This is a genomic window from Methylacidimicrobium sp. AP8 (assembly GCF_903064525.1).
Classification (GTDB): domain Bacteria; phylum Verrucomicrobiota; class Verrucomicrobiia; order Methylacidiphilales; family Methylacidiphilaceae; genus Methylacidimicrobium.
In genome coordinates this window covers 630206-654097 of the sequence record NZ_LR797830.1, presented here as the reverse complement: position 1 = coordinate 654097, position 23892 = coordinate 630206, and the positions used below count along the sequence as shown (strand labels likewise).

The window sequence follows — 23892 nt, the reverse complement described above, 5'->3', positions numbered from 1 at the left end:
CCCGAACCCTCCATGCCATCCCGCAAGGCGCTCTATCCAGGAACCTTCGATCCGATCACCTTCGGCCACCTCGACATCATCGAGCGGGCACAGGGTCTCTTTGATGAAGTCATCGTCGGCGTGGCGGCGCAATCCACCAAAACGCCCGTTTTCCCGCTGGCGGAGCGGGTGCGGCTGGCCGAAGAGGTGGTCGCCGGACTCCCCCGACCGGTGCGTGTCCTTCCGTTCCACGCCCTAACGGTCGACTTCGCCAAGGAACTAGGGATTCAGGCCATCATCCGCGGGCTCCGGGCGGTCTCCGATTTCGAATTCGAATTCCAGCTCGCGCTCATGAACCGAAAGATCGCGCCAGGAATCGAAACCGTTTTCCTGGTGCCCAGAGATTCGTTCATCTACCTGAGCTCCTCGCTCGTCAAGGAGATCTCCCGGCTCGGCGGACCGGTCTCCTGCTTCGTTCCGAAACCGGTCGAGGAAGCTCTTCGCCGGGCGCATGCGATGCGGGTCAGCGGCTGATCAGGTCTTCCAAGGCGTCGTCGACCCGAATGTCGATGAGCTTCCAAGCCTCTTCGGGACGATAGTAGACGAACCGCCAGCGCAGCGGTTGAAGATCCAAGTCCAAGAGATAAGTGACGACCAGGAGGCGGGAGCCGACCGCCCGGGTGTCGTACGGTTCGAAACCCGTCGCTTTCCCGTAGTAGGTGAAGGCTTGCGCGGTCTTGTCCATGAGCACGGACAGGTTCTCGTGCCGGCTGCTCAGCCGGCTGGTCACCAGCAGGTCCTGGAATGCTTTTTGAATCTCTCCGGCGATCAGATCCTTGAAGAAACGCTCGACGAGCGCCCGAATCTCGGGAAGCGGCGCCTGCCTATTCGGCTCCCCGTGCATGCGGAGGGGAGGGAGATCCCGCACCTGCGGAGACGGCGCCGCTTGCCCCCAGGCAGAGATCGATCCGGGCGCCGCGAAGGCGATCCCTGCGGCGGCCCCCCAGGACAGCCGCCGGAACCAAGCACGTCGGCCTGCACGCTTGCTTTTCCGGAGCCGCTTCTCCATTCTCATCCCGCATGCTTGGGCGCATCCCGCTCCTCGCCGCCGTCGCCTTCGGCGCGCTCGCGCAAAGGGCCCCGGCAGCGGGTCCAGCGCCCTTTCCCGCGCCGCCGATCGATCATATCATCCTCCTCTACCAAGAAAACCACAGCTTCGATAATCTTTTCGGCGAGTATCCGGGTGCGGAAGGGATTCCCAAAGGAGGGGAGGCGGGGGTGCAAGTCGATCGCGCCGGACTTCCGTACAAAACTCTCCCGCCGGTCCAGGACCACCAGGTTCCCGACCCGAGATTTCCGGCGCACCTCCCCAATCGTCCCTTCCCCTTGCTTTCCTATGTTTCGCTGCACGACGCGATTCCCGATCCGGTCCATTCCTTCTACCGGAACCAGCTGCAAATCGCTGGCGGCGTAAACAGCGGATACGTCGCCTGGGGGACCACCGGCGCCCTGCCCATGGGCTATTACGCGACCGATCGGCTGCCGCTCTATCCGATCGCCCGGCAGTACACCGTCCTCGATCATTTCTTCCAGGCCGCCTTCGGGGGCTCGTTCCTCAACCACATCTGGCTCGTCGCCGCTCGAACGCCTTCCTGGGCCCATCCGCCGGCGGATTGGGTCGCCGAACCCGTGTTCGACGAGGAGGGCCGCCTGATCGGCTTGAGACGCGACGGGGCGGTCACTCCGGACGGCTATGTTGTGGGCACCGTCGAAGGGGCGAGCGCCCCCCATCGCCCGTCCACTCCGCCCGATCGGCTTCTTCCGCCTCTTGCCATGCCTACGATCGGCGACCGTTTGACCGAGGCGGGGGTCAGCTGGGCTTGGTATTCCGGCGGATGGAACGAGGCGCTTGCGGGACGAGCGCCGCCTACCTTCCAGTTTCACCACCAGCCCTTCGCCTACTTTGCCCGCTACGGTCCCGGCAGCCCGGAGCGGGCGCTCCATCTCAAGGACGAAACCGACTTTCTCGCGGATCTGCAAAGCGGTCGCCTTCCCTCCGTCTGCTTCGTGAAGCCGCTCGGCGCCTGGAGCGAGCACCCCGGTTATGCCGATTTGGAAGAAGGGCAGAAGCATGCCGTCGCCCTCATCCGCGCCATCCAGGCCTCCCGCTACTGGCCCCACTGTGTCGTCTTGCTCACCTACGACGAATACGGAGGCTTCTGGGATCATGTGCCGCCTCCGCGGGGCGACCGCTGGGGTCCGGGGACCCGAATTCCTGCGGTTCTGATCTCCCCGTATGCGAAGAAAGGCGGTGTCGACCACCGTACTTACGACACCACCTCCTTTCTCCGGTTCCTGGAATGGCGCTTCGGGCTGCCTCCGCTCGCGGAACGCGACGCAGCGGCCGCCAATCTGGTCGAAGCCCTCCGCCTTCCCTAGCGACAGCCGTGAGCTCCTCCTCGCCCCGTCTCTCCGCCGGAGCGGTCGTTTTCCGCCGGGAAGGGCAAGAACCCCGCTACCTGCTCCTGCGCGCCTTTCGCAACTGGGACTTCCCCAAGGGACTCGTGGAGCCGGGCGAGGACCCGTTTGCAGCCGCCCGCCGTGAGATCTTGGAGGAGACGGGAATCCGAAACCTCTCTTTCCCTTGGAAGGAAGAGTTCCGGCAGACAGCGCCATACGGCCGGGGGAAGATCGCCCGTTACTATCTGGCCGAAGCCCGCGGCGACAAGGTGGTTCTCGGCATCAACCCGGAGATCGGCAAACCGGAGCACCAGGAGTTTCGCTGGGTGAGCGCCGAAGAGGCGCGCCGCCTCCTGCCGCCGCGGCTTCGGCCGATCCTCGAATGGGCGCAGGACCGGATCACCGGAACGGCCGCCTAGCGGCTTGCGGAAAAAAGTTTCGGAGAGAGCTTCAGTCTTCCGGCTCGTCCTCGAGCAAGGAATCCGATCCGATCCAACGGCCGGAAGCCCCTTCGACGGCCACGTAGAATTGGGTCTGCTCTTCCTTGGACATCCGCTCGACGATGCCTTTCCACCGCTCATCCTCTTCCTGGAAAAGGCGAATCGCCTCCTCCATCTCCTCACGTCTGATCATGGCTTGGCACCCCTTCCTGCTAATGATTTACGGCCAAGACCCTCGTTCCGCAACGAAGAACGACTCGCCACCCGGGGGTTGCTTGGTCGAAGATCGGCTTCCAATGCTGCAACGCGGACTCCTCGCCGATCCAATAGACAGGTTGCTTTTCCTTCCAAAGCGCGAGAAATCCGGCCTCGGAGAGGAAGAGCCTCTTGGCTTCCGGAGCGCTCCGCAACGAAAATGCGGAGGTAGACGAGGAGTGGACCCAGTATATCCGATCTCTCCGGAGATAGAAAAAGAGGCTCGAGTAGAAATGGGGTTCTCCGTCCGCCACGATCCACCCCTCCCCCGCCGGCAGGCCGTTGAGGTAGCGGCCGATTTTTTCCGAGGAAAAGTAGTCGGCGATCAGCCGTAGGCCCTTGCCGGCTTCCGCCAGCGGCGCAAACATGGCGAGGGCGAGGCAGATCCCGGCGGCCAGCCGCTTTCCGCGCCAGGCGAGCCGGAGCCCGACCGCCCCGCCCAGAAAGAGGCTGGCGCTCGACGGCAGCAAGAGCGGAAGGAACGCCCGCCAAGTGCTGAAGGGAAATCCGTAGATCGCTGCAAGAAAAGTATCCCGCTGATCGACCGGCGCCGCCGCGATCGGGAAAGCGGTCGCACCCAAGCTCGACCCGAAGGCGATACCCGCCGCCGCGGCCGCAACCGCCAGCCCCGAGATCACGGCGAACGGAACCCAGAACGTCCAATGAGGCCGGCCCTCGCCGGCCTCGCAAAACGGACGGGCCAGCAGAAGGGCGAACGCGGGAAAGCAGCTCAAGGCGTAGTAGTCCTGCAGCGAGGAGGGCAGCACCGAGAAAAACGTGACAAGAATCCAAAGTCCGAGGAAAAGCCCTTTCGGCTGCGTTTCCGGGCCCGGGAGAGCCGGCTTTCGCGCGGGCAAGAGAAGAGCCGCCCCGAAGAGGCTCCAGGGAAGGAGAAAGATCCACTGCTCGGCCAAGAAGATCGGTAGGCGGACCGTTCCCGCGTCCGGAGGGATCCGATGGTTGACCGCATGGCCGAGCTGCTCGTTTCCGAAATGTTCCCAAGCAAATCCGGGCAGCCGGATTTCCATAGCCAGATACCATGGGACCACAAGAAGAAGAAAGAGACCGATTCCCTCCCAGCGGAAAAGAGCCGGAACCCGCTTCCGGATCGTCCGGGAAAAAAGCGCCAGCAGCCCGGCGACGGCCAACGGGTAGAAGAGCGCATGAAGACCCTTGGCCAGCGCCCCGAAGGCCATCGAAACCCAGAGGCCGAGCCTATATCGCTCTTTCTCGGGCTCCGTGAGCGCCTTCCAGAGAAACCAGAAGCTCCACGCGACCGAGGCCGAGAGAAAGACCTCCGGCATGATGACGTGGCCGAAAATGAAGGAGCCGAACGCCGTGCCCAGGATCAGAGCGGCCGACCATCCCAGCCGCCGATCCCCGAGGGTGGCGCCGAGCCGATAGGTAGCCGCCATCCAGGCCAGGACGGCCAGCGCCTGGGGCAGCCGCACACCGAACTCGTTCTCCCCGAACAGGCCCGTGCTAAGCAGGATCGACCAGTAGACAAGCGGCGGCTTCTGGCACCGGGGAATCCCTTCGAGCGTGGGAACGATCCAGTCCCGCCGGGTCCGCATTTCGCGGGCCGCCCCCGCATAGAGCCCTTCGTTGTCGTCGAAGATGACCGGCCCCGCGCTCTCGACGATATAGAGAACTCCCAGGGCAAGTAGGACGACCGGCCCAAGTAGCTCGGTCCATGCGCCCGGCAAAGCGGCACGCCGCAGCCCAAGACCATGCGAGAACGGACGAAACCGGTGCAAACCCCTCTTTTCCTGCTCAGCCTCGGTGCTCGCTGCGGTCTCCGCACGCCGCTTCCCGCCGGCCTTTTATGCGTCGAAGAGTGTAACCGCTTTCAGGCGCCCTGCGAACTCTTTCCCTTCCGGCGGGACAGCAGGAAGGCGATGCCTATGCCCATGAAAGTCCCCGCGATCGCCGCCGACACCTCCCATAGCGGAGTCACCGCAATCGGATGAATCTGCACCGACGGGACGACCGACATTCCGGGACCTACGGTCTCCCCCGGCCGGATCGGCTCGTCGAAGAGGATCTTGACCGGGACCCGCTGCACTACCTTGACGTAGTTTCCCGTGGCGTTCTCGGGAGGCAGCAGGCTGAACTGCGCTCCGCTGCCCCGCTGCAGGCTATCCACATGGCCTTTGTACTCATGATCGGGATAGGCATCGATCCGGAAGCGGACCGGCTGCCCCGGGCGCATGTGCGTCAACTGCGTCTCCTTATAGTTGGCCACCACCCAGACGTCGGCGGGCACGATCGAGAAGAGGGTCTGGCCCGCCTGCACATACTGCCCTTTTTCGACGGTCCTCTGCGTAATCCGGCCGTCCTCGGGCGCAAAGATGCGCGTGTAGCCCAACTGGAGCTCGGTCAGGCGGAGATAGGCCTCGGTCGAAAGTTTCGCCGCCCAGGCCCCGTCGAGCTGCAGCTGCGAGACCGCGGCGCTGCGCACGAGCTGCGCCATCCGCTTCCACTCCGTGTCGGCCCAATCCCGGTTTGCCTGGGCTAAAGCGACCCGCGCCTGGTAATCCCGCGGGTCGAGCTCGATGAGCAGCTGCCCCTTTTTCACGTCCATATTATCGTCGATATGGTAGCCCACCACATGCCCCGCCACCTTGGGGGCAATCCGGATGATATGACCGGCGATGAAGGCGTCATCGGTCGTCTCCGTTGCGAAAAAGGCGACAAGAAACCGGAGCGTCATCACACCCCCGATTCCGCCGGCTACCGCCCACAGGAGGAAGGCCGCCAGCCTGCCGGCTCCGGGACCGCGGGCCAGGTGCCGGCCCGCCGAATCTTCGCGCCCCGGACGCACATCGGTCTTCGTCGGCGGCGCGGCCGGTTCGGTTTCATTGCGAGCGGGTGGCATACCTGACAAGAGACGGCGCGGAAGGATCTTGACGCGACGAAAAAGTAAATGGTTACTTATCTAGCTTCGGTCCTCAATGTCAACCTCTCTTCAGCCGGCTCGTGCCTCGAGCACCCGGGACAAGATCATCGCCGCCGCAACCGCTCTCTTTGCGGCACGCGGCTTTAAAGGGACCACGACGCGGAGGATCGCCGTCCTGGCCCGGGTCAACGAAGCGCTCATCTACCGCCACTTCCCGAGCAAGGAAGCGCTGTACGCCGCCATCATTGAAAAGAAGATCGCGAAGCTGGCGCCTCTCCTCGACCGGCTCCGCTGCGCCGCAGAAACCGGAGAGAGACCGCAGGTGGTTCTCCGGGAGATCGCCCGCCAGATGTTCGCCTCGGTGGACGAGGACCCCCAATTCCTGCGGCTCTTCTATTTCAGCGGCTTAGAGGGCCACAGCCTATCCCGCATGTTTTTCGAGGCGTATTCCGAAACTTTTTACCGGAACCTAAGCGGCTACATCCTTTCCCGGATTCGGGAAGGAGTCTTCCGTCCTATCGATCCAAACCTCGCGGCCCGGGCCTTTGCCGGCATCGTCCTCCACCACTTGGTCGTGCAGACGATCTTTCCCGAGGCCGGGCGTTTCGCGGATCGGGAGCAGGCGATCGACACCTTCGTCGACATCTTCGTGCAGGGAATCCTCCGTCACCCCGACGGCGACCGGACTGAGTCCGGGCCCGCGCGCTTGCCTTTTGCCGAATAAGCGAAGAATTTACAGACGACCGTCTCCATGCTTGGTTTCGGGGAGAAGGAGGGGAGTCGGGCGGAAGCTGCCCATCTCCGGTCGCGGCCCGAGCATCATGAAACGGCGCTTTCAACAGTTTCGGACCTTCCTGCGGGAGCATGCCCACCATTCCCACAAAAAGCTTTTTCAGCTCCGCGCCGATCCGCTTCCGATCGCGCTGGGCTTCGCCATCGGCGTCTTCTACGGATTCACCCCTTTTTTCGGATTCAAGACCGTCCTCGCCCTGGCCACCGCCTGGCCGCTGCGGGCGAATCTGATCGCGGCCGCGCTGGGGGTAGCCGCCCACGACATCGCGCTGCCTTTCGTGCCGGGTCTTCTCTGGATCGAGTATGAGATCGGAGCCTTCCTGCTCGGCCACGGCGGCCATGCTTCCGGCCTGCGCCTCCAGCAGATGGACTTCCGCGCGGTGATCAGCTGGCAAGGATTACAGCAATGGGGATGGCCGATGACGGTCGGCTCGCTTGTCATCGGACTGCCGGCGGCCGGAGCCGCCTTCTTCCTCGTTCACCGGGCATTGCGGCGGTATCGGCAAAACAGCGCGCCGCTCGGTGGCGGAACCGGAGGCGCAACGCCGATGCTCCCCGCCGAAAAGGGCGAGGCGCCTCCGGTCAATTGTGACCCGGAGCCGCCGGCTTCGTCGCTGCGGGCAAGAGCTCGCTGAGTCCCTGGAATTCGGCGGCGCCCAACGCGAAGGCGAGCGTCTCCCCCTCGACCTGCGCTGCCCGGCTTCCATCGGGCAGCACCGCACCGACACGGATGACCGCCGGTCGTGCGGCTTGGATCGTGAAGATCGCCTCGGGCTTGCTCAAGCCGAACTCCGGGCGGACCGGGCCGAGCCAGCGGACCGCCCGAAGCCGGCATACCCGGTCAATCGCAGCTTTGACCTGCGGGGCGGCGGCACCTTCCGGCTCCGCTCCGTTGAGCAAGACCCTTCCATCGGGACCGGTTCGGATCGTGACGGACCCGGTAGAGAACGAGAGCTTCACTTCCCGCACGTCTTTGGGCTCGATCTGGACGACTTCCAAGCCCTTCCACTGCCATGCATCCCGGGGCAGATCCTGCAGCCATGCGGAGTCGACCTGATAGACGAAGGGCTCAAGAGAGTTCTTTACATACGTGCCGTCCTTCTCGCTTCTTCCCAGGAAGAGCCGGACGGGTCCGGCGGCATTGCCTCCGGCTTCGACCGTTTCCAGGTCCACCTCTCCCTGCGGATGATCTAACCCGAGAGAATGGAGATCCGAAGGCACATCCTGGACGAAGCTCTTGGTCTCCAGAGAGCGTAGCGACCGCAGGAACGCCTCGACCCGTTCCCGGTCCACGATTCCTTTGTAGCCTGCTCCGTCGACAGTCCAGTCCTGGCCCCGCTTGGTGAAATTCAGGTTCTTCCCATTCTGCTCAACCTGGAAACGACTCACTTCGGCCACGGAAAAGGAAGGCAAGACGTGGCGGTCCCGCACGCTCCCGAGAAAGCCGCGGGAGAGCTGCTTGACCGTCTCGGCCGGCAGCGTGAAGACCGTGCTCCGGGATACCTTCTTGGCGTAGACTTCTCCGGGGTCGCCGGGGACGGGCGAGCCGATGAGCAATCTTTCTTCCTTGGGCGTCTCCCTCTTTTCCTCGATCCATATCTGATCGCTCGGGCTCGCGAGTCCATAGGCATTCAATGCCGCGCCATCGTCGGAAATAAACTTCCGCACCCGAAGGGTCGTAAGCGAGGAGAGCCATTCGTCGACCTTGGTGGGATCGGCCCGCGCCGTCAACGGCTTTACCAGCTGCCACTTGGTCCCGTGCCGCACCACCTCGACGCTGAGCGGAGCGTTTCCGGCCTGCTGCACGACCCCGCATCTTTCCACAAAAAGGCTGTCGAAGCCGAAGACCACCCGGTTGCGCAGGTCGTCGACCGTCTTGCGCAACCGATCCACGACGGCAGCGTTGACGAGATAGACCGGTCCGTTCGGATCCTGCTCGGAGCGGGCGTAGAGCAGATCGTGGACGGCGGTCGGGCGCCCGACACAAATTCCCTGCGACTCCTTGCCGGCTCGAAACTCGACGGTCAGGCTCGGGGAAGCCAGGCCCCACTGCTTGCGGGCATCGGAGCCCCCTGCTTCCTTCGCGGGGATGGTCCGCTCCGATTCCAGAAACTCCAGCTCGGTCAGGACCCGGTCCACGGCGGCATCGTCAGCCTCCGCCTGGATCGGAGCGATGATCTTCCAGTGGTTATCCTTCTTCTCGAGAGTGACGGAATGATCGGGGCCTGCGATGCGGAGCCAGCTCACGTCTTGGCTCTTGAAGCGAAAAATCTGCTTCTCGGTGCGGAGGCGCTCTTCGGTGGACTGCTTGCCTCGGTCGAAGAGCGCGATGTAGCCGAACAAGCCTAGCGCGATCAGCAACAGGAAGAGACCGGAACGAAACGCTTTCACGAGCCGTGCCTATTTCCTTCGCGCGAAGAAGACGCCGACCCCGATCAGGGCGCAAGCCAAGGGAATGAGCCCTAAGGCAAAGCTGTTCGCCGCCTGCCTCTGAAATTGAGGAATCGCAAGCGAGAACTCCTGAGGCGCCTTGGGGGAGATTCCCAAGGCCATCTCTCTCTTCAGCATCCAGTTGAGGACGTTCAAGAAGAAGTCGACACCCACCCCGTCGATATATTGATTGACCAGGAACGCCGAAGATCCGATCGCAACGATCCGGGTTCCGATGACGTGAATCCCCTGGCCCGGGACCTCCCCTCCGTCATAGAGCATCGCGAGAGTGAGCGGCCCGGGAACGTCGGCGCCGGCATCCCGCTTCGGATTCTGCTCGGCGATTTCCTTCGGATCGGTCTCTCCCCAAAAAGCTTCGGGCGTTTGCACCAAGGAAACCACCTTCGAGGCGTTGGCATTTCCCGGGACGAGGCTCAGAGAGCGGGCATCCGGCATCTGCAGGCTCAACCCCTGGAGCCCGCGGACCGACGGATGATCCGCATAGCGGGTGCCGAGCGCGGTGGTAATGAGCACTTCCCCCGTCATCCCTCCGAGCTTCCCGAGCGCGATCACCCGATCATTATCCAGGCGCATTCCGTATTTGGCCAGCAGCGGCTCGAGTCCGGAAACGCTCTCCGCACCTTGCAGGAGAATGAGCTTCCCCTTCCCTTCGACATATTTCGCAATCGCTTCGGCTTCCGCAGGCCGGAAAGGAACCTTTGGACCGGCGACGATCACCGCGTCCGCATCGGCCGGAACCGACGGAAATTCTCCGAGGTCAAGCGGGATCGTTTCCACGTTCTCCCGGCGGATGCGCAGGTCGATCTCGCCGTATCCGCCGGGGGCGCTCATGTTGCCGAATTCCCGTTCGCCGTGGCCCGTGGTCACGTAGACTTTGAGAAGCTTTCCTTCGATTAAGGATAGGATGGCGGCCGTGAATTGCTGCTCTCCCTTGAAGGCCTTGATCCGGGGGGCTTGCCCGAACATGGCCCCGCTCATGTCATAGTCCACTATATCCTTATCGTTGATGAACTTATGCCGATCGCGATATTCGAAGATCACCACATTTTCCCGCAGGTCGAACTTGAGCCGCTTCGCCAGAGCTTCCGCTCGATCCAGGTGAAGGGCCGGATCGACGTATTCCAGCTGGAGCTTATCGCCGGCCACGTACTTGTACTGTCGGAGAAGATTATCGATCTCCGTCCGGAGCGGGGAGTTGTTGACAAGGCAAACGGTCACCCGCACGGGCTCGGGCAGCGAGCGGAGAATATGCACCGTCTTCTCGGAAAGCTGGTAGTAGCCGCTCTTCGAAAAGTCCTGCCGGTAGTAGTACTTATACCCTAAGTAATTCACCATCACGAGGATGGCGATGGACAAGACGATCGTCAGAGCATTGTTGAGCCGGAGCTGCAGGCGCAGCGGATGAGGAGCGGAAGGAGTCTTCATGAACGGGCGCTCAAGAACGAAGCCGTCGCCACTGGAGGACGCGTTCGGTGAGAAAGAGAAAGAAGATCGTGCTCGAAATGGTCAAGACCAGAGGCCGAGAATCGAAGATGCCGCGGGAAAACGTATCCATCTGATCCAAGAAGGAAAAATAGGTGACCAGATCCCGTGTTTGGCCGATCAATCCCAGGTAGACGACGAAAGAGAGAGAGAAGACCGCGAAGATGAAGCCGAAGGCCAGGATCGCTGCGACCATCTGGCTCCGCGTCAAGCAGGAGGCGAAAATTCCGATGGCCAGGAAGAGGCTGCCCAGAAGGAGCAGCATGAGCACGGAGAGCAGCTCCATGCTGCCGCTGCTTCCCAACGGATGCCCCCAAAGGATACGCAACCCGAGGAAGTCGAGGGCCAGCGGAAGCCAGAGCACGCAAAAGAAGCTCATGGCGCCGATGAATTTGGCCAGAACCAGCTCCCACTCCCGCACGGGTGCGGTCAAGACCATCTCGATGGTGCCGGACCGGTTCTCCTCCGCGAAGCTCCGCATGGTGAGCACCGGCGCCTGAATAAGGAGGAGGAACCAGAAGAAAAAAGAGTTCACCGTCGCCTGCAGCAGGGTGAAGTCCTTGATGTTATTGCTTGTTATGTACTCGAGCCAGAAGGCGAAGTTGAGCCCGTGAATCACCGCGCACGCGAATAGGACGATGTACGCGGTCGGGGAGATGAAAAAGCTCCGGATCTCGTGCCGGGTGAGAACCCAAAGTGCCATGATCAGCTTTCCTTTTGCTCCTGTTCTCGCGACGGCTCCGCCGCGCCAATGATATCCATCGTATTCCGCTTTTTCCGGAAGGACGGGCGGCTGCGCCCCTCCTTCGTGGCGCGACGCCGCGGGATCAATCCTGCGTCAACTCCACGAAGATATCCTCCAGGGAAGCCCGTAAACGAGACATTTCCCGAAGACGCCAGCCTTGCTTCTGAACGACCGAAAACACCTCGTCCCGAATGTCCTTGCCGGCCTTCGGAGCGATCTCCAGGACCGACCACCCCTCCCGCTCTTCCCGGCAGTGGACCGCCTCGACGTTGGGCAGCCGCGAAAACTCCCGCCGGCCCGCCTCCGAAGGACAAAGAACCTCGACCCGAATTGCTCCCAGTCCGCCTCCGCGCACCATCCGAGCGAGATTTTCGGCCGTGTCCGAGGCTTCGATCCTCCCGCGATGGAGGATGAGCACCCGGGTGCAAACCGCCTCCACCTCGCTCAGAATATGGCTGGAAAGCAAAATGGTGTGACGATCGCCTAAGGATCGAATCAAGTCACGGACGGCCCGGATCTGGTGCGGGTCCAAGCCGATCGTCGGTTCGTCCAAGATCAAGAGATCGGGCTCGTGGACCAGGGCGTCGGCCAGCCCGACACGTTGCCGGTAGCCCTTCGACAGCTTGCCGATGATTTTATTCTTTACGTCCTCTAGATGGCAAAGACGGTTGACCGCCTCCAGCCTCTCTCTCACTTTTTTTCCTTTGACTCCTTTGAGGCGGGCGCGGTAGGCGAGGTATTCGTTGACCCGGAGATCGGTGTAGAGGGGGACGTTTTCCGGCATGTAGCCGATGTGCCGGCGCGCTTCCAGGGACTCCGCCACGACGTCATGGCCGGCGACAACGACCTTGCCGCTCGTCGGGGGCAGGTATCCGGCCAGGATGCGCATCGTCGTCGTCTTGCCGGCGCCGTTAGGTCCCAGGAACCCAACGATCTCTCCTTTTTGCACGGCGAAGGAGATCCCTTGCACCGCACGGGATCCCGCATATTCTTTGGTCAGGTTTTCGACCGAGATCATCGTGAGAAAGAGTGCAGGCACATAAGAAACATTTTGCCGACTTGTCAAGTTTGTCGCACTGTCCCCCCCGGATGAAAGTCATTGCGGTCGCTAACCAAAAAGGGGGCGTCGGCAAGACGACGACCGCCATCAACCTCGCCGCGTGCCTGGCGGAGATAGGCAAAAGGGTCCTCTTGATCGACACCGATCCGCAGGCGAACGCTACGAGCGGGCTGGGGGTCGCGGTCGCCCCCGGCGGAAGCCTGCTCCCGGTTCTCTTAGGGGAGAAGTCGATCCGGGAGCAGATCGCGCCGACGCCCTTCCCGCATCTGGACTTAATTCCCTCCGAATTAGAGCTGGCCACGATCGAAACCGCCTTTGCGGGATCGGACTCCCCCCTCTTTCACTTGCGGGACGCCCTGGAGCCGCTTCGAGCCGGAGAGGGCTACGAGATCGTCTTGCTCGACACCCCTCCCTCCCTCGGCTTGCTCATGGCCAACGCCCTCGCCGCCGCCGATCTCGTCCTCATCCCGCTTCAGTGCGAATACTACGCCTTGGAAGGGCTCTCGAAGATACTCGAGCTCCTCGGAAAGTTGGACGCCATGGGCGGGAAGAACGGAAGGCGCATTCTCGGCATTCTCATGACCATGTTCGACGTTCGCACCAACTTGAGCCAGCAGGTTCTCGAGGATGTCCGCCGCCACGTTCCGGACCTCCTCTTCCGGACGATCATCCCCCGTTCCGTCCGGCTTGCCGAAGCGCCTAGCCACGGAAAGCCGATCACCGCCTACGACCCCTCGAGCGTGGGGGCCGCGAGCTACCGCCATTTTTGCTCGGAATTTCTCGCTCGGCTATCCGCTTAGCCTCCGGAGCGTCTCCTGCCAGAGCCAATCGCTCGCCGTCGGCTTCCCCTGGCCCGTCGGCAAATCCGCAGCCGGTATCCGCGACGGCTCGGCTGCGGACGACGTATCCGGAGCGGGAGCGACGGCGGTCGGAGCCCCGCCGGAGTTCGAGCGATCCAGAAGCTCCCGGTGGAGCACCTGCTTGACATTGGCCATCGTCGACCAATGGTCGTGCATCTCCGACCGGAGGTTTTGCAGCTCCCCGCGAGTGCTCTGCAGCTCCCCGCGGGTGCTCTGCAGCTCCCCGCGCATGACCTGCGCTTCCGTGCGGACGGTGCGGAGCTCCTTTTCCCAATTCCCGAGGTCCGACCGCGTTTCGGAGAGATCGTGCGCCATATCCTCGAGGCGGCGATAGAGACGCTTCAACCGAAGGGCGATCCAGCCGATACCGATCAAAACGGTCGCTACCACCGCCCCGATCAAGGCGCCTACCTGTTCCCAGCTCATTCCTTTCCTCCTTTCCTATCCGACTTTTGCCGGGCAAAGCCGATGCCCGGATCCTGCGTGAATCTCCCGTGAGCGAAAGGAATGCTCCTCTGCCTGTCAAGAAAGGAGATCGGCCGGCGACAGGGAAGGGGACCTGCCCGACCAACCAGGCGAGCGACGCCGCCTTTGCCGCTCCGCGTGCACCCGGCAGGGGTCGAACCTGCAACCTCTGGCTCCGGAGGCCAACGCTCTATCCAATTGAGCTACGGGTGCTTGAGGACGCTCCTGCGGAAAGAGCCGTACGGAACGGATAACCCTATTCGCTTTGCGGACGCAAGCAAACAGGCCGAAGGGATACGTCGACCGATTCCTTTTACCCGCCTTCCTCCTCCGCGGGCTTACCCAAGCGCATCGGTCCGGATCGAGCCAAAAACTCTTCGACCAGGAGCAGCCGCTGGCTGCCCGCCCGTTGAATCATTTTCAAGAGCTGATCGGCTGTCGATACTTCTTCGAGCTGCTCCTTCACAAACCAATGGAGAAAGGTCTCGGAAGTGAAGTCGTTCTCCTGCCGCGCCAGCCGCAACAGAGAATGGATCTCCTCGGTAACCCTCAGCTCCCGTTCCAGAGAAAGCGTCACCGCATGCTCGGCATCGCGGAATTGCCCTTCGGGGGCCGGAATCGCCGGAATCACCACGTCGGCATCGTTGTCGATCAGCAGCTGCAGGAAGCGCATGGCATGCCCCCGCTCCTCCTCGGCTTGGCGGGCGAAGTGAGCCGCCAGCCGCGGCAGGGCCGCCTTTTCGAAGTAGGCGGCGATGGCCAAGTATTGCAGGAACGCCTCGAGCTCGCTGCCGATCTGCCGGTGAAACTCCGGGATGATCTTGGCGCTGATAAGCGTGGTCTTCATCTCTCCATCCTTAGGCTGCGGGCAGCAAGGCCCTTGCGCAAGACAAAAGGTGCGATTCTTCGGTGGCGCGCCCGCACGCTCATCGCCCCTACTCCACCTTGAGCACTTCGATATCGAAGAGAAGGACCGCGTTGGGAGGAATCACATCGCCCGCTCCGTCGACCCCATAGCCGAGCTGCGGAGGGATGATGAGCTTGCGCTTCCCGCCCTCGCGCATCGTGGCGATTCCTTCGGTCCATCCGGCGATGACCCCCCGCTGGCCCATCACGAAGGTAAAGGGCTTCCCATGAGACTGCGAGCTGTCGAAGACCTTGCCGTCCTCGAGCTTTCCCACGTAGTCCACCGTGACCCGCTTTCCGGGCGCGACCGGATTGCCGCGGCCTACCACAATATCCACATACTTGAGGCCCGAGGGGGTCGTCACGACCTTCTCCTCCGTCCCGCTTTCCCCGTCTTCGGACGCGGACATCGGCTGATCCTGGGCACGAACGCTCCCGGCTGCCAGGAAAACGACAAGAAGAGCCAGCAGAAAAACCAGACGCCTCATGAGGCCGCATCCTGCTCTTTTCCCCGGCCGCCCGACAAGCGAAAACGCGGCCTCCTCCGCCACGGCCCCCTTTACGGCTGCCGAACTTGCCGCGCGCCCAGAGCGATCTGGGAACGGATCTGCTGGGCGATCCGGGCGTCCATCGCGTCGAGCTTTTGCAGCTCCCGATCGCGTTCGGAAGGCCGGTGGAGAGCTTCCTCGAGCAGCGCGAGATTCGCGACGGGACGCACGTCGCCGGGGAGGAGCGCCTCGGCCTTCTTCCACGCCAACGATGCGGCCTCGTAGCGGCGGATCTCCAGGAAGACGGCGCCGAGATTGAACCATGCGGCGCCGAACGACGGGTCGATCTCCAGCGCCTTTCGGTAGGCCTCGACCGCGGTGCGGGCGTCCCGGGCTTTTTGGCTCAGCACGGCCAGGTTGAACCAGCCGTCCCGATCCTTCGGATTGAGCTGAACCACGCGCAGGAAAGATGCGCGCGCGAAGGCGAGCTGCTCGGTGTGCAGGAGGGCAAGCCCGAGGTTGAACCAGGCGCCGCCGTTCTTGGGCTCGAGCAGCGTCAGCTCGGTGTACGCCGACGCCGCATCCTCCCACCGCTTGGCCTCTCGGAAGCTCTCCGCCATGCCCGCCCAAGCCCGAACCGACTGGGGGTTCAGGCGCGCCGCCCGCGTGTAGGCCTTGGCGGCTTCTTCATAGTCATGAGCCTTGAGCAGCGCCTCTCCCAAGAGCAGCCAAACGGAGGTGTGCCTGGGCCGGAACCGGAGATAGGCGCGGAATTCGTCGGATGCCTTCTCCCACTGCCGCTCGGCCAGGAAGCATCTTCCCAAGAGCAGGGAAGCTTCGGCCGCCGAGGCTCCCCGTTCCTTGGCCTCCAAGAATGCGTCGATCGCGGGGCCGTATCGGCCTTGAGCCGCTTCGGCCTGGCCGAGGAGCACCAGCGCCGACGGCTCCTGAGGAAAGAATGTGACCACCTTCTTGGCGGCGAACTCGGCCTTTTCCAGTGCCCGCGCCCGCAAGTAGGCGAACGCCGCCGCCGTCCAGGCCGAAGGAGACCGGGGAGCCGCCGCCACCAGTCGATCGGCCGCCGCTTCCGCTTCTTTCGGCCCGACCGCGGCCTGCAAATCCCGCCATGCCGGATTGTTCATCACGGCCGGGTCCTGGCTCCGCACCGCCAGCTTTTCCATGCTCTGCCGCAGGGCGGCGGCTTCCGCCGCCAAGTCCGCCCGGTCGAGCAGCTCCAGCGGCGCGCAAACGCGCACCACTCCCAGCCGATGGTTGTCCGCGTCGACCACCCGCACAAGGCCGACGAACTGATCGCGTTCGTTGAAGACGGGGCTCCCCGGCAGGATCTCCTCCACCCTGCCCCCCAACCAGAGTAGGCCGTCCTCCCCGGCCGGAGGAGCCGGCCCCGACACCCGGAGAAAGGCCGCCTCCTTCTTGGGATCCTCCGGGCCGGGCCGGGGAACGGTGAAGGTCTCCCCGCCTTCGGGCGGCAGGTTGTCGGGGGCCACGATCCGGGCCGCCGAGAGGTCCGAACCTTCCAACTGCAAGAGAACCAGGCCCGTGCCGGGATCGGCGGCCAGCCATCCCGTGCAACGCACCGGGCGGAAATTCCAGCGCTTGGCCGCGATCCGGGAGGCGTCCTCGAGGCCCGACATCACCGTGAGCAGCCGGCCGTCGACCGAAACGACGATCCCGCGCAGCATCCGCTCTCCTCCCGCCTTCGCCGTCACCCGCAAATCGACGAGGCTCCCCTCCCACACTTCGGAGCCCGCATGAACTCGGAAGCACCCGCCCCACGCCACGGCCCCGGCGGCGACCAAGGCGAGCGCGACCCGGCGGATTTTCCCGCCGCGCCCTTCCCTTTTCCGATCCTTCACCCCTGCTCCCCTCGAAACAAGCTGACTATGCCGATCCCGCGCTCCCGGCAAGAGCGGCTTCGCCGCAAACGGAAAAGCAGCCTCCGTGCCGGCAGGAAGGCGGAGGCCTGTGGCTTCCGCCTTCCTGCGATGAGCGACGAACGAAAACCGACCGAAGCGCGCTAGAACTTGAAGACTACGTTCCCTTCGATCCAAAAGGGCCATCCCGCGACGATCGAGCTTTCGTTAAACGCGCGGCTTCCGGCCGAACCCAAGCCGAAGGGCAGCCAGTAGTTATTGTTCGTGAAGTTATAGAGGTAGAGCCGCGCCTCCCACTTCGGCTGCACGTAGAAGATCTGGGCGTTCAAGATGTACTGTGTCGGGATCTTGGCGCTGCCCAAGTAGTCCAGATACTGATCGCTCATCACGATCCCTTGGATCGTCCCGCCTAAACCGATATCCGAGGTGTAGGTGATCGTCGCACTCGCATACTGCTCCGGGAAGCCGATCATATTGTAGATCCCCGGAGGAAGGCCTAAGTTGGTGTTGAGCGCCAACGCCTGCTGCAGCGCGAATGCGGTGGAGTAGTCCTGGCGCATGCTGGGGCCGTGCGTGAGCGCCGTCCAGTTTTCGACACCGTGCATGTCGATGTAGCCGGCGCGCACCCACCAGTGCTTATCCGGCTGGTATGCGAGGTTGACCTCGTATCCGGTGATGGTGGCGGGAGTCGGCGGCAATCCCAGGTTGTTCAGCTGCTGATCCTGAGTGAAGCCCGCAGCGGTAATAAAGAGCTTGTCGTTGAGCAGGTTAAACTTGAGGCCTCCCTCGATCAACTGGTTCAGCAGCCGGAACGAGGCGGCATCGAACGTTGGTGCCGCCCCGCCGATCACCGCCACGTTGTTCACGTAGGACCAGTTGTAGTTGAAGTAGGCGGTCATCCAATCGAACGGCTTATAGGTAGGGCTGATGTTGATAAGCGGGGCCAGCGAAGCTTGCTGCAGGCTCGCGGTCGTCACTCCGGGAATCTGCGGCATGCCGGCCGGTCCTTCCGGAGTCGTGAAGTCCCAGAAGTACGCGGTTGCCCGGACGCCGAAGTAGAGCGCGAACTTGTCGGTGATCTGGAGGTTGTGCTGCCAGAAGGGCGCGACCGACCAGTAGTGACCGAAGGTGCTTCCCGAGGCTCCGTTCAGCGGCTCGTAAAAGTAGTTCGCCGGAGCGCCGGGCACATGCCAAAGGCCTCCGAAGGCGGCCTTCGGGTTATTGATGAAGCTGTTGAACTGCTTGGTGCCGGGTAAATAGAAGAGCGCCGGGTTGGCAAACGCGGGATTCAAAGGATCGACGAGGCTCCAAGAGTTGCCGTAGGCCCAAGCACTCTCCGAGAAATAGTCGTCATGGTACTCGTAGTGCCATTCGACACCTGTGTCGACCGAACTCTTGAGCAGAAGCTTGCCGAAGACGTTCTCCAGCCCCTGTTCCTCCTTCGTCTTGGGCTTCTCGGGCTCGCTGGCGAGCGGATCGAAGGTCCACCGAACCTCGGTCCGGTTATCGAACTCATAGTCTCCCGGAGTATACTGCATGGCATAGAGCTGCGGCTCGAGCCATTCCGTCTTGGTGTACCAGAGGAAAGAATTGTTCACGATCTGGAGGTCGTCGTTGACTTGCACCGTCTGCACGAGCTGGGCAAAACCGTTGTTGGCGTTCCCGCCTCCGTACGGGCTCCAGATGGTAGCCCGCCGATTGATCCCGACGGGCGACTGCGCGTAGGTGTTGAACGGGGGATTGATCGCCGAGCCGGTCGCCGGTCCACCCTGGGCCACCGTGAAAGGAAATCCGGGCACTGTGCCGGGGAGATACAACCCGTTTTGGATGAGCTGGTTGGTCGGCCGGTTCATCAAGTCGGCCAGCTCGGGATAGAAATCGTACATCCCATAGTCGCCGTAGAAGTTGGCCGAATAGTTATCGGTAGGCTTCCACCCGACGGTGAAGTAGAAGTTCTGCTGATCGTTGTACATGTACTGGTAGTAGCTCCCCTGCTCCTGGCCCATGTACGAGAAGCGCCATGCCAGCTTGCCCTCCTTGTCGACCGGGCCGCCGATGTCCGCCCCCCAGAGGTACTGCTGGTACATGCCGGTCGTGTCCCAGACCCGTCCTCGGAACTTGTCGAAGTAGGGCTGCTTGGTGATGTAGTTGACGCTGCCGGTCGACGCCTGAGTGGCCCCGAAGACCGCGTTCGCCGGGCCTTCCTGGATGTCCATGTTTTCGACCATGTTCCAGCTAAAGGGCACGCCTTGCATGGCGTCATTCTGGAGGGTCATCTCGATGCCGTTGATGTAGGGGAGCGCCTGGCGGCCGCGGATCGTCACCGAGTTGCCCATGCCCCAGTTGAGCTCCGTATAGGCCGTGGGCAGGATGGAGGAGATCGAGAGCGGATCCATATACCCCTGGTAGAGTGCTCCCGACGTCCGCAGCAGCGTCTGATTGACCGGGGTGATCTGCCGCGGCGCATCCATCACGTTGATCGGCGTCCCGAAGGTCGAGACCACCGGGGCCGTCGTCGGCAGGATCGGGGCGTTGGGCTCGCCCGAGGTCAGGTCAGGGGAAGTCCACTCGGCTTCCCCCGATACGGTCACCTCCTGCATCTGCACGTCGCCGGTCGGCGATTTTTTCTGCTTCTTTTCCGGTTCGGTCTGCTGGACGATCCCCTCCCATCCCGACTGCTTCGCCTTTCCGCTCCCGCTGACGGGTGCCTGGCCGCTCTCCGCCGTTTCGCCCGTCCCCGAGCTGCTGCCCGTCGGGGCTGCGGCGGGATTTGCCTCGTCCGCGCGGACCGTTCCGATCACGAGTGCCGAAGCGATAATCCACAGCCCGGCCGGCCGAAAACCTCGTCGTTTGGTCACTGACACCTCGCGTTTCATTCCTCTTCCTCCTCGATAAAAAACTTCGCCGCGGTCCGACGCCGGTGCGGGTTCATCAACCCCCTTTGCCCGGCGAGCGATCCGAAGATCGCCCGTAGTTCTATACCGTAAGCGCCAACGAAACGGTTGTGAAAAACATGTGACATTTCTGTGACAAAACGGTGCCATTTTCCGAAAGTCGCAACCCATTGATCTACAATCCGCAGCTCATTGCGCTTCTCTCTCTGCAGCCGATCTTGCCGGACGGAGATCGTGAATCCGGATACAGAGGCGGGCGGCTCGGAACCTCGTCCTTCCCGGCCACGGCTTGCCGCAAAGCTCGTTGCCGAGGCGCCGCCGAAGCGGCCGCCGGGCCTTACTCCCCCGCTTCGCGGAAGGTCGGCCGGGAGCTCCGCCGTCCGGACAAGCCGAACCGCAAGGCGCGATTGAACTGCTCCGAATCGAGCCGGTCCGCGTCCGAAAAGTCCTGGCCGCCCAAGAGCTTCTCCCAAAACGCGGAATCGTGGCGGGCGCCGGCCCCCGCGCCTTTCTTCCCGCCGACCGGAAGGTCGGTCTGAAGCAGGGCGGCGGGAACGACCGCCCGGTAGCTCCAGCTCGACGCTGCCGGATCGAAGAGGTCGGTCATCGGCTCGGCTCCCTCGTCGTAGAAGCAGAGAGGCCCGAAGCCGAGGATCTCCTCGATCGTCTTCAGCACGCTCACCGTGGTGAACCTCCGGCGGATGACGGCTCCCTGCTTGACGAAGGGGCCCGCCACAAGGGCGATGCTCCGGTGGGCGTCGACATGGTCCGCCGCGGCCTGCGCGTCGTCCTCGATCACGAAGATCAGGGTGTCATCCTTGTACCGGCTGCGCGCAACCTTTTCCACCAGCAGCCCCACCGCATAGTCGTTGTCGGCCATCTGCGCTTCGACCGTGTCGACCTTGTCGGCAGCCTCCCGGAAGGAGCCGAAGTGGTCATGGGGAAGGCGGATCAGCTCCAAGGCGGGAAGATTCCCCTTCCGCGCATAGTCGTCGAACTCGCGTTCCCACTCCTTGTACCGCCAGTAGTCGGCGTACTTCATGTCGAAGCCGCGGTAGTAGAGGTCGCTCACCTTGGCCAGCGTGGGGTTGGCGGGAAAGAACTGGATCATCCTCTCCGCAAAAGGATGCCGCGATAAGGGGAGGAAGGCAGGATCCTCCTTGGGCAGATGGTAGCGGGTGAGATCGCCGAAAAACCCGTAATTCCGCACGGTGATGCCCTTCCGCAGCGCCGCATCCCAGAGATAGCCGAGGCCGACCTCTCCCTCGGAGCCGTCGGGTGCGGCCACGCTCCGGGTTCCCGGCAAGAGGTCGGGATCGTCGGGAAGCCCGGGGTCCGCTTCCTTCCTCTGGGCCATGGTCCCGATTCCCACCGCGATGTTCCGGTTGTCGCCCTCGAAATCGTAGGTAGGCCCACGATGGGCATAATGGAGGGGAACGGTCTTTTCGATGATATCGGTCGCCCGGGCCTCCGTGCTCCAGTTCCAGCCGTCCCCGCTCACCTCCCCGCTGCAGAAGAAATGATCCAACAGGACGAACCGCTCGGCCAGCCGCCGCTCGTTGGGGCAGTAAGGAGCCAGGATCGCCAGGTCGGGATCGCCGTCCCCGCGCCGCAAATCGCCGAAGAGCTGGTCGTATCCACGGTTCTCCTTGATCACGTACAGGATGTGATGAATCCGGCGGCGCAGCATCTGCAGAATGGCCTTATCCCCCGCTGCGGCGCCGATTCGCCGGTTGTTCCTCCATACGGTCTCGGTCAAGCGCGCGTAGTCCGCCGGATCGGGCCGCGGGAAGCTCTGCAGAGTTCCGGCCGTTTTTTGGAGGATATATTCGTTCTTCGACCTCCAGACCTTGACGAGCTCCTCCGGAGGCGGGAGCGGCCGGCCGAATCCCCGGTCGTTCGGTCCCGTCACACTCTTCCCGGTCGCCACATAGAGCCGGCTTCCGCGTCCATCGCAGGCCACGGCCGTCGGATACCATCCGGTCGGGATCAGGGCCACGACCCTGCTGCTCGCCTCCGCTCCATCTTCCGGCACCTCCCCTGCGACCCCCCGCGCCTTAGGGCCCAGCTCGATCACCGAGACGCAGTTCATTCCGCCGTTGGTGACATAGAGGAGCCGCCCCGAGGGATCGAGCCAGAGGTTGTTCGGAGAGGCCCCCTTGCGGGACTTCCCCGGCCGGCCCGAACCCGGCTCGGAAACAGAAGGAATCGCCTCCAGAAGCCGGTCGGCCTCCGTCTCGATCACCGCGATCCGGTCCGAGTTATCCTCGGTCACATAGGCTCGGCGTCGATCCCGATCGACGGCGATCCGGTTCGGCTGCCCCTGGAGCGGAATCCGGCCCAAGCAACGTAATGTTTCGGCTTCCATGCCGACGACCACGATCTCCCGATCCCGGAGGCTGGCGACATAGGCCTTCCCCTTTCCCACCCAAGCGACATCCATTGGATACTCGCCCCCGGGGAGTCCCCTGTCCTTGGGATCGATCTTCCCGGGACGCAGGTCGAGCTCGGCTACCTTCTTTCCATCGGTCAACCGGACGAGGCTGACCGAGTCGTTGGCGTAGTTAGCGACGAGCAGGAGCTTCCCCTCCGGATCGACGCGAAGTCCGGCAGCCACGGGCTTCGTCTCGATCCCGTTGCCTTTTTCGTGCCCCAGCGCGATCGGCGGACGGGAGGGCGCCCACGTATCTCCTTTTCTTGCGAAGGCATAGATCCGATCCTCTCCCCCGCCCGAGACGTAGAACTCCTTCCCGTCCGGATTCCAGTCGATCCCGCAAAAGGAGTTCGGGAGCGGGAGAACAGCCACCGGCTTGGGCGCCCCCTGGGAAATGTCGAAGACAAAGACGGACTCGTGGGAGAGCTCCGGAACCGGCTTTCCGTCGAAGCCGAACCAGAGGTTGTAGCCCGAGCTCACCACCGCCAGCGCACCGCCCGCCGGGCTCGCCGCCATGGCAAACGACCCGGAAACCGGGACCTTCGTCTTTCCCTTCGCCAGGTAGAGCGGATCTAGGCGCAGGCCAGGAATCGGCGAAAGATCGATCCGCACCCCGGTCGGAAGGAAGGCGCCCTCGGGAGCGCCCTCCGGCGGACGGGCTCTTGCGGAAACCGCAGCGGCCAGACAGGCAGCCCCCGCGACGACCGCGAGCCGCAGCCTCCGCAACCCTTTTCCCCGCGAGGGAAAACATTTCCCGGACACCGGCATCCCATGGGAGCGGATCATTTCCACTCGGGCAAGGCGGGATCGAGCTTCCGCGCATCCGCCTGAAAACGTGCGGCCTTCGCGAGGTCGCCTTCCTTCCGGTAGGCGATGCTATTGTTGAAGAGACAGAGGGCCAGGATCTTCTTCTGCACCGCCACCCCTGTGCCGGCACCCGCCCCCGCCTGCGTGTAGGTCGATCCTCCGCTGTAGCCGGCGGCCATCTGTGCTTGGCTGAGCGCCGCCTTCCCCAGCCCGATCGCCCGGGAAAACATCTTGTGCGCCTCCGCATACCTGCCCTCGGCCGTGTAGACGACGCCGAGGTTGTTGTAGGGCACCATGTTGCCGAAGGCGCTGAAGCCGGATCGCGCGATCGAGGTTTGGAGATCCTTTTCCGCTGCGGCCCGCGCCTCGGCCGGGCGGCCCGCCTGCAAAAGCTCTTGCGCCTTCCTGCCCTCGCCGTTGGCACCCAGAATCATCTGCGGGGCCACGGCCACTTGGCCCGCCCCGGCGGCTTGGGCAGCCGCCGAGCCCTCCGGGACGCTTCCACCCATAATGACCGAGCCCACCGCCAGGAAGAGCCGGATAGAGCCTGACGCCGTCCGCATGGCTCGGATCATAGAAT

Annotated in this window: 21 protein-coding genes and 1 tRNA gene; 6 read left to right on the top strand and 16 right to left on the bottom strand. The window is 63.3% G+C overall.

What is annotated here, in order from left to right; all coding sequences use genetic code 11:
* Window positions 1–12 precede the first annotated feature (12 nt).
* A complete protein-coding gene (gene coaD / locus MTHMO_RS02875; protein ID WP_202213443.1) occupies window positions 13–513 on the top strand; it encodes a pantetheine-phosphate adenylyltransferase in 501 nt (166 codons plus the stop codon).
* Here the strand turns inward: coaD and MTHMO_RS02870 are convergent.
* Window positions 503–1048 (bottom strand): hypothetical protein, encoded by a 546-nt coding sequence (locus MTHMO_RS02870; RefSeq protein WP_202213442.1) that lies wholly within the window; start codon window positions 1046–1048, stop codon window positions 503–505. The genes coaD and MTHMO_RS02870 overlap by 11 nt on opposite strands.
* A gap of 11 nt (window positions 1049–1059) precedes the next feature.
* Here MTHMO_RS02870 and acpA point away from each other — a divergent pair, with 11 nt between their 5' ends.
* Both acpA and MTHMO_RS02860 read left to right on the top strand, forming a co-directional pair.
* Complete coding sequence (gene acpA / locus MTHMO_RS02865; RefSeq protein WP_202213441.1) at window positions 1060–2418, top strand: acid phosphatase; 1359 nt, start codon at window positions 1060–1062, stop codon at window positions 2416–2418.
* Window positions 2419–2426: 8 nt separating this feature from the next.
* Complete coding sequence (locus MTHMO_RS02860) at window positions 2427–2858, top strand: bis(5'-nucleosyl)-tetraphosphatase (RefSeq protein WP_237394729.1); 432 nt, start codon at window positions 2427–2429, stop codon at window positions 2856–2858.
* Window positions 2859–2889: 31 nt separating this feature from the next.
* Here the strand turns inward: MTHMO_RS02860 and MTHMO_RS02855 are convergent, their stop codons facing one another.
* The 3 genes from MTHMO_RS02855 to MTHMO_RS02845 all read right to left on the bottom strand — a co-directional run bounded on the left by MTHMO_RS02855 (window position 2890) and on the right by MTHMO_RS02845 (window position 5958).
* On the bottom strand, window positions 2890–3072 hold the full coding sequence (locus MTHMO_RS02855) for a hypothetical protein (RefSeq protein WP_202213439.1): 183 nt from the start codon (window positions 3070–3072) through the stop codon (window positions 2890–2892).
* Between the two features lie 19 nt (window positions 3073–3091).
* The gene (locus MTHMO_RS02850; RefSeq protein ID WP_202213438.1) at window positions 3092–4891 is read right to left on the bottom strand and encodes a glycosyltransferase family 39 protein; all 1800 of its coding nucleotides are present in this window, start codon (window positions 4889–4891) and stop codon (window positions 3092–3094) included.
* A gap of 92 nt (window positions 4892–4983) precedes the next feature.
* Window positions 4984–5958 (bottom strand): HlyD family secretion protein, encoded by a 975-nt coding sequence (locus MTHMO_RS02845; RefSeq protein WP_237394728.1) that lies wholly within the window; start codon window positions 5956–5958, stop codon window positions 4984–4986.
* A 130-nt stretch (window positions 5959–6088) separates the two neighbouring features.
* Here MTHMO_RS02845 and MTHMO_RS02840 point away from each other — a divergent pair, with 130 nt between their 5' ends.
* Both MTHMO_RS02840 and MTHMO_RS02835 read left to right on the top strand, forming a co-directional pair.
* Window positions 6089–6757, top strand: coding sequence for a TetR/AcrR family transcriptional regulator (locus MTHMO_RS02840; RefSeq protein ID WP_202213436.1), 669 nt, complete (start codon window positions 6089–6091; stop codon window positions 6755–6757).
* A gap of 97 nt (window positions 6758–6854) precedes the next feature.
* Window positions 6855–7460: a DUF2062 domain-containing protein gene (locus MTHMO_RS02835; RefSeq protein ID WP_202213435.1), complete on the top strand. Its 606-nt coding sequence runs from the start codon at window positions 6855–6857 to the stop codon at window positions 7458–7460.
* Here MTHMO_RS02835 and MTHMO_RS02830 read toward each other — a convergent pair.
* The 4 genes from MTHMO_RS02830 to MTHMO_RS02815 all read right to left on the bottom strand — a co-directional run bounded on the left by MTHMO_RS02830 (window position 7408) and on the right by MTHMO_RS02815 (window position 12521).
* Window positions 7408–9216 carry a DUF4340 domain-containing protein gene (locus tag MTHMO_RS02830; protein ID WP_202213434.1) on the bottom strand — a complete coding sequence of 603 codons (1809 nt, stop codon included), beginning with the start codon at window positions 9214–9216 and terminating at the stop codon, window positions 7408–7410. The two genes, MTHMO_RS02835 and MTHMO_RS02830, sit on opposite strands and share 53 nt — an antisense overlap.
* Window positions 9217–9225: 9 nt before the next feature.
* The gene (locus MTHMO_RS02825; protein ID WP_202213433.1) at window positions 9226–10701 is read right to left on the bottom strand and encodes a GldG family protein; all 1476 of its coding nucleotides are present in this window, start codon (window positions 10699–10701) and stop codon (window positions 9226–9228) included.
* 10 nt (window positions 10702–10711) lie between these two features.
* On the bottom strand, window positions 10712–11461 hold the full coding sequence (locus MTHMO_RS02820) for an ABC transporter permease (protein ID WP_202213432.1): 750 nt from the start codon (window positions 11459–11461) through the stop codon (window positions 10712–10714).
* Window positions 11462–11585: 124 nt separating this feature from the next.
* On the bottom strand, window positions 11586–12521 hold the full coding sequence (locus MTHMO_RS02815) for an ABC transporter ATP-binding protein (RefSeq protein ID WP_202214819.1): 936 nt from the start codon (window positions 12519–12521) through the stop codon (window positions 11586–11588).
* Window positions 12522–12592: 71 nt separating this feature from the next.
* On the opposite strand from MTHMO_RS02815, the gene MTHMO_RS02810 reads away from it, so the two are divergent.
* Complete coding sequence (locus tag MTHMO_RS02810; RefSeq protein ID WP_202213431.1) at window positions 12593–13363, top strand: ParA family protein; 771 nt, start codon at window positions 12593–12595, stop codon at window positions 13361–13363.
* Here MTHMO_RS02810 and MTHMO_RS02805 read toward each other — a convergent pair.
* The 8 genes from MTHMO_RS02805 to MTHMO_RS02770 form a co-directional block, all read right to left on the bottom strand.
* A complete protein-coding gene (locus MTHMO_RS02805; RefSeq protein WP_202213430.1) occupies window positions 13352–13849 on the bottom strand; it encodes a hypothetical protein in 498 nt (165 codons plus the stop codon). The two genes, MTHMO_RS02810 and MTHMO_RS02805, sit on opposite strands and share 12 nt — an antisense overlap.
* A 178-nt stretch (window positions 13850–14027) precedes the next feature.
* Window positions 14028–14101 (bottom strand) — tRNA-Arg (locus MTHMO_RS02800).
* Between the two features lie 100 nt (window positions 14102–14201).
* Window positions 14202–14735, bottom strand: coding sequence for a ferritin (locus tag MTHMO_RS02795; RefSeq protein WP_202213429.1), 534 nt, complete (start codon window positions 14733–14735; stop codon window positions 14202–14204).
* A gap of 88 nt (window positions 14736–14823) precedes the next feature.
* Window positions 14824–15282: an FKBP-type peptidyl-prolyl cis-trans isomerase gene (locus tag MTHMO_RS02790; protein WP_202213428.1), complete on the bottom strand. Its 459-nt coding sequence runs from the start codon at window positions 15280–15282 to the stop codon at window positions 14824–14826.
* A gap of 71 nt (window positions 15283–15353) precedes the next feature.
* Window positions 15354–17159 carry a tetratricopeptide repeat protein gene (locus MTHMO_RS02785; protein WP_202213427.1) on the bottom strand — a complete coding sequence of 602 codons (1806 nt, stop codon included), beginning with the start codon at window positions 17157–17159 and terminating at the stop codon, window positions 15354–15356.
* Between the two features lie 161 nt (window positions 17160–17320).
* Window positions 17321–20053: a TonB-dependent siderophore receptor gene (locus MTHMO_RS02780; RefSeq protein ID WP_202213426.1), complete on the bottom strand. Its 2733-nt coding sequence runs from the start codon at window positions 20051–20053 to the stop codon at window positions 17321–17323.
* Window positions 20054–20408: 355 nt separating this feature from the next.
* The gene (locus MTHMO_RS02775; RefSeq protein WP_237394912.1) at window positions 20409–23273 is read right to left on the bottom strand and encodes a bifunctional YncE family protein/alkaline phosphatase family protein; all 2865 of its coding nucleotides are present in this window, start codon (window positions 23271–23273) and stop codon (window positions 20409–20411) included.
* A gap of 14 nt (window positions 23274–23287) precedes the next feature.
* Window positions 23288–23887: a tetratricopeptide repeat-containing protein gene (locus tag MTHMO_RS02770; protein WP_237394727.1), complete on the bottom strand. Its 600-nt coding sequence runs from the start codon at window positions 23885–23887 to the stop codon at window positions 23288–23290.
* Window positions 23888–23892 lie beyond the last annotated feature (5 nt).